This window comes from Actinoplanes sp. NPDC051633, assembly GCF_040681735.1.
GTDB lineage: Bacteria > Actinomycetota > Actinomycetes > Mycobacteriales > Micromonosporaceae > Actinoplanes.
In genome coordinates this window covers 1-7,324 of record NZ_JBFAZH010000305.1, presented here as the reverse complement: position 1 = coordinate 7,324, position 7,324 = coordinate 1, and the positions used below count along the sequence as shown (strand labels likewise).

The 7,324-nt window shown below is 70.0% G+C and carries 10 protein-coding genes; 8 read left to right on the top strand and 2 right to left on the bottom strand.

Annotated elements, in window-relative coordinates; translation table 11 throughout:
* Positions 1 to 245: 245 nt before the first annotated feature.
* The 6 genes from lepB (AB0M20_RS18570) to AB0M20_RS18545 all read left to right on the top strand — a co-directional run bounded on the left by lepB (AB0M20_RS18570) (position 246) and on the right by AB0M20_RS18545 (position 4,112).
* Positions 246 to 1,127, top strand: coding sequence for a signal peptidase I (gene lepB, locus AB0M20_RS18570; RefSeq protein WP_364299635.1), 882 nt, complete (start codon positions 246 to 248; stop codon positions 1,125 to 1,127).
* Complete coding sequence (gene lepB / locus AB0M20_RS18565) at positions 1,124 to 1,771, top strand: signal peptidase I (protein WP_364299633.1); 648 nt, start codon at positions 1,124 to 1,126, stop codon at positions 1,769 to 1,771. The genes lepB (AB0M20_RS18570) and lepB (AB0M20_RS18565) overlap by 4 nt, the downstream gene beginning before the upstream one ends.
* Before the next feature lie 47 nt (positions 1,772 to 1,818).
* Positions 1,819 to 2,271 (top strand): NUDIX hydrolase, encoded by a 453-nt coding sequence (locus AB0M20_RS18560; protein ID WP_364299631.1) that lies wholly within the window; start codon positions 1,819 to 1,821, stop codon positions 2,269 to 2,271.
* A complete protein-coding gene (locus tag AB0M20_RS18555; RefSeq protein ID WP_364299629.1) occupies positions 2,265 to 3,077 on the top strand; it encodes a ribonuclease HII in 813 nt (270 codons plus the stop codon). The genes AB0M20_RS18560 and AB0M20_RS18555 overlap by 7 nt, the downstream gene beginning before the upstream one ends.
* Positions 3,074 to 3,397 carry a DUF2469 domain-containing protein gene (locus AB0M20_RS18550; protein ID WP_285682857.1) on the top strand — a complete coding sequence of 108 codons (324 nt, stop codon included), beginning with the start codon at positions 3,074 to 3,076 and terminating at the stop codon, positions 3,395 to 3,397. The genes AB0M20_RS18555 and AB0M20_RS18550 overlap by 4 nt, the downstream gene beginning before the upstream one ends.
* Positions 3,398 to 3,599: 202 nt before the next feature.
* Entirely contained in the window at positions 3,600 to 4,112 is a 513-nt protein-coding gene (locus AB0M20_RS18545) for a peptidoglycan DD-metalloendopeptidase family protein (protein WP_364299636.1), read from the top strand.
* A gap of 40 nt (positions 4,113 to 4,152) precedes the next feature.
* Here AB0M20_RS18545 and AB0M20_RS18540 read toward each other — a convergent pair whose 3' ends face one another.
* Positions 4,153 to 5,337: an aminotransferase class V-fold PLP-dependent enzyme gene (locus AB0M20_RS18540; protein WP_364299626.1), complete on the bottom strand. Its 1,185-nt coding sequence runs from the start codon at positions 5,335 to 5,337 to the stop codon at positions 4,153 to 4,155.
* Positions 5,338 to 5,356: 19 nt separating this feature from the next.
* Complete coding sequence (locus AB0M20_RS18535; RefSeq protein WP_364299624.1) at positions 5,357 to 6,277, bottom strand: tyrosine recombinase XerC; 921 nt, start codon at positions 6,275 to 6,277, stop codon at positions 5,357 to 5,359.
* A 54-nt stretch (positions 6,278 to 6,331) separates the two neighbouring features.
* Here AB0M20_RS18535 and AB0M20_RS18530 point away from each other — a divergent pair, with 54 nt between their 5' ends.
* Complete coding sequence (locus AB0M20_RS18530; RefSeq protein WP_364299622.1) at positions 6,332 to 6,787, top strand: DUF6636 domain-containing protein; 456 nt, start codon at positions 6,332 to 6,334, stop codon at positions 6,785 to 6,787.
* A gap of 32 nt (positions 6,788 to 6,819) precedes the next feature.
* Positions 6,820 to 7,281 carry a pyridoxamine 5'-phosphate oxidase family protein gene (locus AB0M20_RS18525; RefSeq protein ID WP_364299620.1) on the top strand — a complete coding sequence of 154 codons (462 nt, stop codon included), beginning with the start codon at positions 6,820 to 6,822 and terminating at the stop codon, positions 7,279 to 7,281.
* The last annotated feature ends 43 nt before the right edge of the window (positions 7,282 to 7,324 follow it).

The window sequence follows — 7,324 nt, the reverse complement described above, 5'->3', positions numbered from 1 at the left end:
AAACTGCATTATATCCTTGTTTAAAACTTGGAAATTATCGTGATCAACAAGTTTCGGGAGAAGCAGACCGTCAGCTGACGATCATCGATCCGTCAAATGCGCCGAGAGCGAACTACTCTTGCGCCAGTGACGGATGGAACATCGTTCGCACTACCGCCCGACCACGTCCAGACGGCGTGTCCGGGCGGTAGTGCTGTATCCGGGGCCCGTCCGGACGGCGGCAGGAGATGCGTAGCGTGGGACAGATGGACGGCTATCGTGGCGGCGGGGTGTCCAGCCAGCGGCGACGCGGCCGGGTGATCCGGCGCAAGGAGATGCCCCTGTGGCAGGAGCTGCCACTGCTGCTGGTGGTGGCGTTCTGCCTCGCCGTGCTGATCCGGACCTTCCTGGTCCAGGCCTTCTTCATCCCCTCCGGGTCGATGCAGCAGACGCTGGAGATCGGCGACCGGGTGCTGGTGAACAAGGTCGTCTACGACATGCGCGACCCCACCTACGGCGAGATCGTGGTGTTCCGCGGCACCGACAAGTGGCTGCCCGAGGTGAACGGCGAGCCGCTGAGCAACTCGTTCGGCGCCAAGCTCGGCCGCACCATCGGCGACCTGGTCGGGGTGAGCCGGCCCGGCGAGCGCGACTTCATCAAACGGGTGATCGCCCTCGAGGGGGACAAAGTCGCCTGCTGTGACAACCAGGGCCGGATCAAGGTCAACGGCAAGTCGATCACCGAGCCGTACATCTTCGAGAACAGCTCGCTGGACGCCCCGCCCGTCGCCGGCCAGTGCAGCAGCCGCGTCTTCGGTGAGGTGACCGTCCCGCCCGGGCAGATGTTCGTGATGGGCGACCATCGCGGCGTCTCGCAGGACGCCCGATGTCAGGGCCCGGTGCCGGTCAACAACGTGATCGGCCGCGCGTTCGTGATCGTCTGGCCGAGCAAGCGCTTCACCGGCCTGGACGTCCCGGACAACTGGAAGACCTTCGCCGCGGCCAAGCCGACCGCCGCGGCGCCCGCGGGCGGGGATCGGCCCGATCCGGAAACCGGTGCACTTATCCTGCCGTTCCTGTTAACTGCGGGACTCTCCGCGCGTTCTGGACTGACGTTCTCGCCACGGGCACGTAGGCTCCGATCGTGATTGACGAGCAGACCGAGAAGCGCCGCGGATCCTTCTGGCGCGAGCTGCCGATTCTCGTCGGGGTGGCGATCCTGGTCGCCGTCCTGGTCCGAGCGTTCGTGCTGCAGACCTTCTACATCCCGTCGCCCTCGATGGAGCACACGCTCAACGTGCTCGACCGGGTGCTGGTCAACAAGCTCGTCTACGACTTCCGTGAGCCCCGGCGGGGCGAGATCGTCGTCTTCAAGGCGCCCCAGCAGTGGCAGAGCGGCACCGAGGGCGAGGACTTCATCAAGCGCATCATCGGCACCGGTGGCGACCACATCGTCTGCTGCGACGGGCAGCAGCGGATCACGGTCAACGGGCGCGCGCTCGACGAGCCGTACATCTACCGCGACGCGGACGGCACGCCCAACGCGGCGGCCGACGAGCCCTTCAACATCACGGTCCCAACTGGGCGCCTGTGGGTGATGGGTGACCACCGCGAGGCCTCCGCCGACTCCCTGGAGCACTGGGAGACGAGCCAGAACATCGACGAGGCCACGATCAAGGCCGACTCGATCGTGGGCCGCGCCTTCACTATCTTCTGGCCGGTCAACAGGGCGACGTGGCTGTCCGTGCCGCCGACCTTCGAGGGCGTCCCCGCTCCCGCCCCGGCCAAGTGACCCCCCGCCGTTCGAAAGATCGACCGCGGGCGCAATAAGCTGTTGGCGTGACCGTCCTCGACCGCCGTGCCGCACGCGTCGTGCTCGTCGACGGTTCCGGCCGCGCCCTGCTGCTGCGCGGCACCGACCCGGCCCGCCCTTCATTGCGCTGGTGGTTCACGCCCGGCGGCGGCCTTTCCCCCGGGGAGAGTCCGGCCGAGGGCGCGGCGCGGGAGCTCTTCGAGGAAACCGGGCTGCGCGTGCCACCCGCTGACCTTGGTCGCCCCGTGTGGCAGCAGGTGACGGAGTTCAGCTACGACGGCCGGGACTACCGCCAGGACCAGGAGTTCTTTTATCTCCAGGTGCCATCGTGGGAGGTCTCCACGGCCGGCATGGACGCCGAGGAGCAGCGCACGATCGACGGGCACCGGTGGTGGTCCGCGGCCGAGCTCGACGCCACGGACGAGACGTTCTACCCCCTCGAGCTCGCCTCGCTCCTGCGGCGGCTGATCTCATGCTGACCCCCGCGCGCACCGTCATCCGCCGCGAGGCCGGCCTCTGGGCGATGGAGCGGGCCCTGCAGCGGCGTGGCTTCCGGCACGTGGCCGGGGCCGACGAGGCCGGGCGGGGCGCCTGCGCGGGCCCGCTGGTGGCCGCGGCCGCGATCCTGCCCGAGGGCAAACGCGGCGAGATCGACGAGCTCGCCGACTCCAAGCTGCTCACCGCCCTGGCCCGCGAGCGCGTCTACGACCAGGTGGTCAAGCGTGCGCTGGCCTGGTCGGTCGTGATCATCCCGCCGGCCGAGGTGGACCAGCGCGGCCTGCACGTGTGCAACCTCAGCGCGATGCGACGCGCGCTGGCATTGCTGACCACCCGCCCCGAGTACGTTCTGACCGACGGATTCCCGGTCGACGGGTTGGGCGCGCCGGGGTTGGCGGTGTGGAAGGGTGATCGGGTGGCCGCGTGCGTCGCGGCGGCCAGCGTGCTGGCCAAGGTGACGCGGGACAGGATGATGGTGGAGCTGGACGGCCGCTTTCCGGACTACGGCTTCGCCGAGCACAAGGGTTACATCACCGACGAGCACAGCGCCGCGCTGACCCGGCACGGGCCGTGCGTCGAGCACCGGTTCTCGTACGTGAACGTGGCGACCGCCTCCGGCCGGGTCAACCGGCCGCCGCGGGCGCGTCGCCCGGCCGTGGCCGACACCTCCGAGGCGCTTACGCTCTGGCCTGCGACGGAGGGTACCGTCGGCGTGGCGTCGGGCGAGCCGTCGCGGCCCGCGACCCCGGTGGGGGAAGATGAGGCAATGGAGGGCGAGGAGCGATGAGCGCAGAGGATCTCGAGAAGTACGAGACCGAGATGGAGCTGCAGCTCTACCGGGAGTATCGCGACATCGTCCGCCAGTTCTCCTACGTGGTCGAGACGGAGCGTCGCTTCTACCTCGCCAACCAGGTCGACCTGCACGTGCGCAACTCCGACGGAGAGGTGTACTTCGAGGTCGAGATGCATGATGCCTGGGTCTGGGACATGTACCGGCCGGCGCGGTTCGTGAAGAACGTGCGGGTGATGACGTTCAAGGACGTCAACGTCGAGGAGCTCGAGAAGCCCGACATCTCCCTGCCGGACAACGCCGGCTTCGGCGGCTGACCCGGGGTTATCCACAGGGGTCCCACGGGCCTCGGCCGTTTTCGGCATGCTGCGGCGCATGCCCTCACTGCTCTTGGCGTCCCTTCTCGTTTCGTTCAGCGCGCCGGTTGCCTTGGCCTTGCCGGAGCATCCAGCGGTGGGCGCTCCCGTTCGGGCAGCTCTGGTCGGGCCGGCCTACGGTTCCAAAAGCGGGTCGGCCCCGGTGCCGGCCTCCGTTGCGCCGGCCTCCGTTGGACCGGCCTTTGCCCCGGTTTCTGCTGGGCCAGCCGTCGCCGTGTCGGCTCTTGATGCGCCGTCGCCGGCTTTGGGTGCCCCGGCCTTTGCTGCACCGGCCTCGGGTCGGGTGATGCGCGCCTTCGATCCGCCGCCGGCGCCTTGGCTTGCCGGGCACCGGGGCGTTGATCTCGCGTCGTCGCCCGGAACGATCGTGGGAACGGCCGGCCCTGGACGGGTGGTGTTCTCTGGTCTGGTCGCCGGTCGCGGCGTGGTCAGCGTCGAGCACCAGGGTGGACTCCGGACGACCTACGAGCCGGTTCTGTCAACCGTCACCGTCGGCGACGTCGTCGGCACGGGCGAGTCCATCGGGACTCTCGCGGCCGGCCACCCGGGTTGTGCGGTCGAGGCGTGCCTGCACTGGGGCCTGCGGCGCGGGTCGGCCTACTTGGATCCGCTGCTCTTGCTGGGCCTCGGACAGGTGCGACTCAAGCCGCTGTGACATTCGCGTCGAGGTGCCCCTGATACGTCGGCGGGCCCGTTCAGTCTCGGGTGCTGAGCAGGCCGGGCAGCAGTTCGGCCAGGCGGTCGTACTCCTCCGGGCGGTTGTAGACCTGGGCGCTCAGCCGCAGCCAACCCCGGCCGCCCCACGCGTTGATCGCCGTCACCACCGAGATCTTGTCGGCGATGCGGTCGCGCAGGACGGACGCTTCCGGCTCGGTGGTCGCAATGCCGGTCGGCAGCGGAACCAGGCGCATCGCGGCCGCCGGGTCGCCCGGCTCGGGGCGCTCCTCGGGTGCGACACCGAGCGCGTCGGCGACCACCCGCTGGCCGTAGGCGGCGAGCGCCGCGTTGTGCTGCCGGACCGCGTCGACGCCGAGCGTGCGCAGGACGAAGAGGCCGGACGGCGCGGAGAGCCACGCCGTGTAGTCGAGTGTGCCCTGCGATTCGACGTGCCACGGGAAACCGCGGTCGTGCTCCCACGAGACGACCAGCGGATCGATCCGCCGGCGCCAGGCCGGAGCCACCGAGAGCAGGGCGGTCCCACGCGGGGCGAAGGCCCACTTGTGCAGGTTGCCGACCCAGAAGTCGGCGCCGATCGCGTTGACGTCGACCGGCAGCATGCCCGGGACGTGGGCGGCGTCGACCAGCACGGGGATCTCGTGGGCACGCGCTGCCGCGGCGATCGCTCGTACCGGGAAGATCGTTGCCGTTGCGGAGGTCAGCTGGTCGACGACCAGGAGCTTGGTGCGACCCGGACGCAGCGCCGTGCGGATGCGCTCGACGATCTCGGCCTCCGACGCACCGAGCGGGATCGCGACGGTGCGTGCGGTGGCGCCCGAGCGCCGGCACTGCCGCCGGACCGAGAACCCGACCGCGCCGTACGAGTGGTCGGTCAGCAGCACCTCGTCGCCCGAACCCAGCCGCAGCGACTGCAGAACCAGCGCGACGCCGGACGTGGCGTTGCCGACCAGCGCGCTGCCCTCGGGGTCGGCGCCGAGAAAGGTGGCGAGGTGGCGCCGGGTGTGCGCGACGCGATCGTGAAGGCCCTGGCTGAAGAACCGGACCGGGTTCGACTCCATCTCGTCGCGCAGGCGTTGCTGGGTGCGCTGCACGGGGATCGGCATCGCGCCGAAGGAACCGTGATTGAGATAGGACACGGCCGGGTCGAGTGAGAAGAGGAGACGCGCGCCGGCGATGGACAACGGCGGATCTGCGGCGCTCACGTGTCGATCGTAAGTGATGTCAGGCGCGCGGGTGGGCTTGGCGGAAAGCCGCGCGCAGGCGCTCGGTGGAGACGTGGGTGTAGATCTGGGTGCTCGACAGCGAGGCGTGACCCAGCAGGTCCTGGACCGCGCGCAGATCGGCGCCGCCGTCCAGCAGATGGGTGGCGGCCGAGTGGCGCAGGTCGTGTGGGCTGGTGTGCGGCAGGCCGGCGACACGGGCCGCGGTCGCCACGATCCGGCGGGCGACGGTCTGCTGCAGGCGCCCACCCTTGGCGCCGACGAAGAGCGCCTGCCCGTCACTGGTGAGGTGCGGGCGGCCGTGCTCACGCCAGGCGTCGAGGGCGCGCTGAGCCGGCAGGCCGTACGGCACCATGCGTTCCTTGGCGCCCTTGCCGAAGACCCGGACCACCCGCCGGGAGTCGTCGACGTCGGTCAGGTCCAGCCCGCAGAGCTCGCTCACCCGGATGCCGGTCGCATAAAGCACCTCCAGCACGGCCCGGTCGCGCAACGCGAGCGTCTCATCGGTGGAGACCGTGGCCTCGACCAACTCCGCTGCCTGGTCGGCACGCAGCACCGTCGGCAGGTCGCGGTGCGCCTTGGGACTGGCGAGGTGCGCGCCGGCGTCACTGGTGATCCGCCCCGACCGGTGCGCCCATGCCGTGAAGGTCCGGGCCGCCGCGGCCCGCCGAGCCTGAGACGTACGCGCCGCGCCCCTCGAGTGATGCGCCGCCAGCCACCCCCGCAGGACGGTGATGTCCAGATCGTCCAGCCCCGCGCAACCGTCCTTCGCCGCGTGATCGAGAAGAGAGACGACATCACCGAGGTACGCGCGAACCGTGTGCGCCGACCGGTTGTCCACGCGGGCCAGGTGCAGCCCGAAGTCGTCCGCGGCATCCCGCAGCGCCGGTGGCAACGACTCGTGGATCTCTCTGGTGCTCATCGCCTCGACCGTCCGCCCTCGACCGGTTACCCGTCAAGCCCCTATCCTGCCGGGATGGCGCGTGCTCTGGTGCTTCTCTGCGTGGTGTTCGCGCTGGCCGGGTGTGGTGGATCGGCCGACTCTCCGAGTTCCTCCGGCTCGGCCGAGCCCAAGACCGGCCTCGGTGGCCCGACCACGCCGCGCCAGTTCACGTTGCCGTCCAAGAACATCGGCTGCATGGTCACCACCGAGTCGGCGCGGTGCGACATCGGCGAGAAGACCTGGAAGCCGCCGGCCAAGCCGGCCGACTGCCGGCAGGCGTGGGGAAACGCGGTGACGGTGACGGCGCAGGCGGCGACGCTGACGTGCGCCGGCGACACGGTGATGGGGTCGGCCGAGATCTTGGCGTACGGCAAGGCCGCCCAGGTCGGAGACTTCGTGTGTACGAGCGCCAGCGCCGGGGTCCGGTGTACGCACGCACCGAGTGGGCACGGTTTCACGCTGGCCCGGCAGGAGTACACGACGTTCTAGTTTTGTCGTACCCCGCTCCTAAGGTCTTCGGTATGGCGAGTTGGCGGGAGATCGAGAGTGATGCGCCGGAGTTCGCGGCGCGGGTGCGGGCGCGCTTCGACGCGGGGACCAACAAGGTGCTGGCGACACTGCGCAAGGACGGGTCGCCGAGGGTGAGCGGCACCGAGGCGAAATTCGACGACGGCGAGCTGATGTTCGGGTCGATGCCGGGTGCGCGGAAGCTGCTAGACATACGTCGCGACCCGCGGGTGGCGATGCACAGCCCGACGCTGGAGCCGCCGTCGGAGTCGCCCCAGGCGTGGGAGGGCGATGCGAAGCTCGCGGGCCGGGCCGTCGAGGTGCCGCCACCGGCGGACACACAGATGCCTGATTCCGGGTTCTTCCGGCTGGACATCAGCGAGGCGGTGCTGACTCGAGTCGGCGATCCGCCCGACCACCTGGTGATCGAGTCGTGGCACGAGGGCAGCGGATATCACCGCCGCGAGCGGAGATGACCTGTGGTGCGGACACCCTGGGGCAGAGTCGGGCGACCGCACC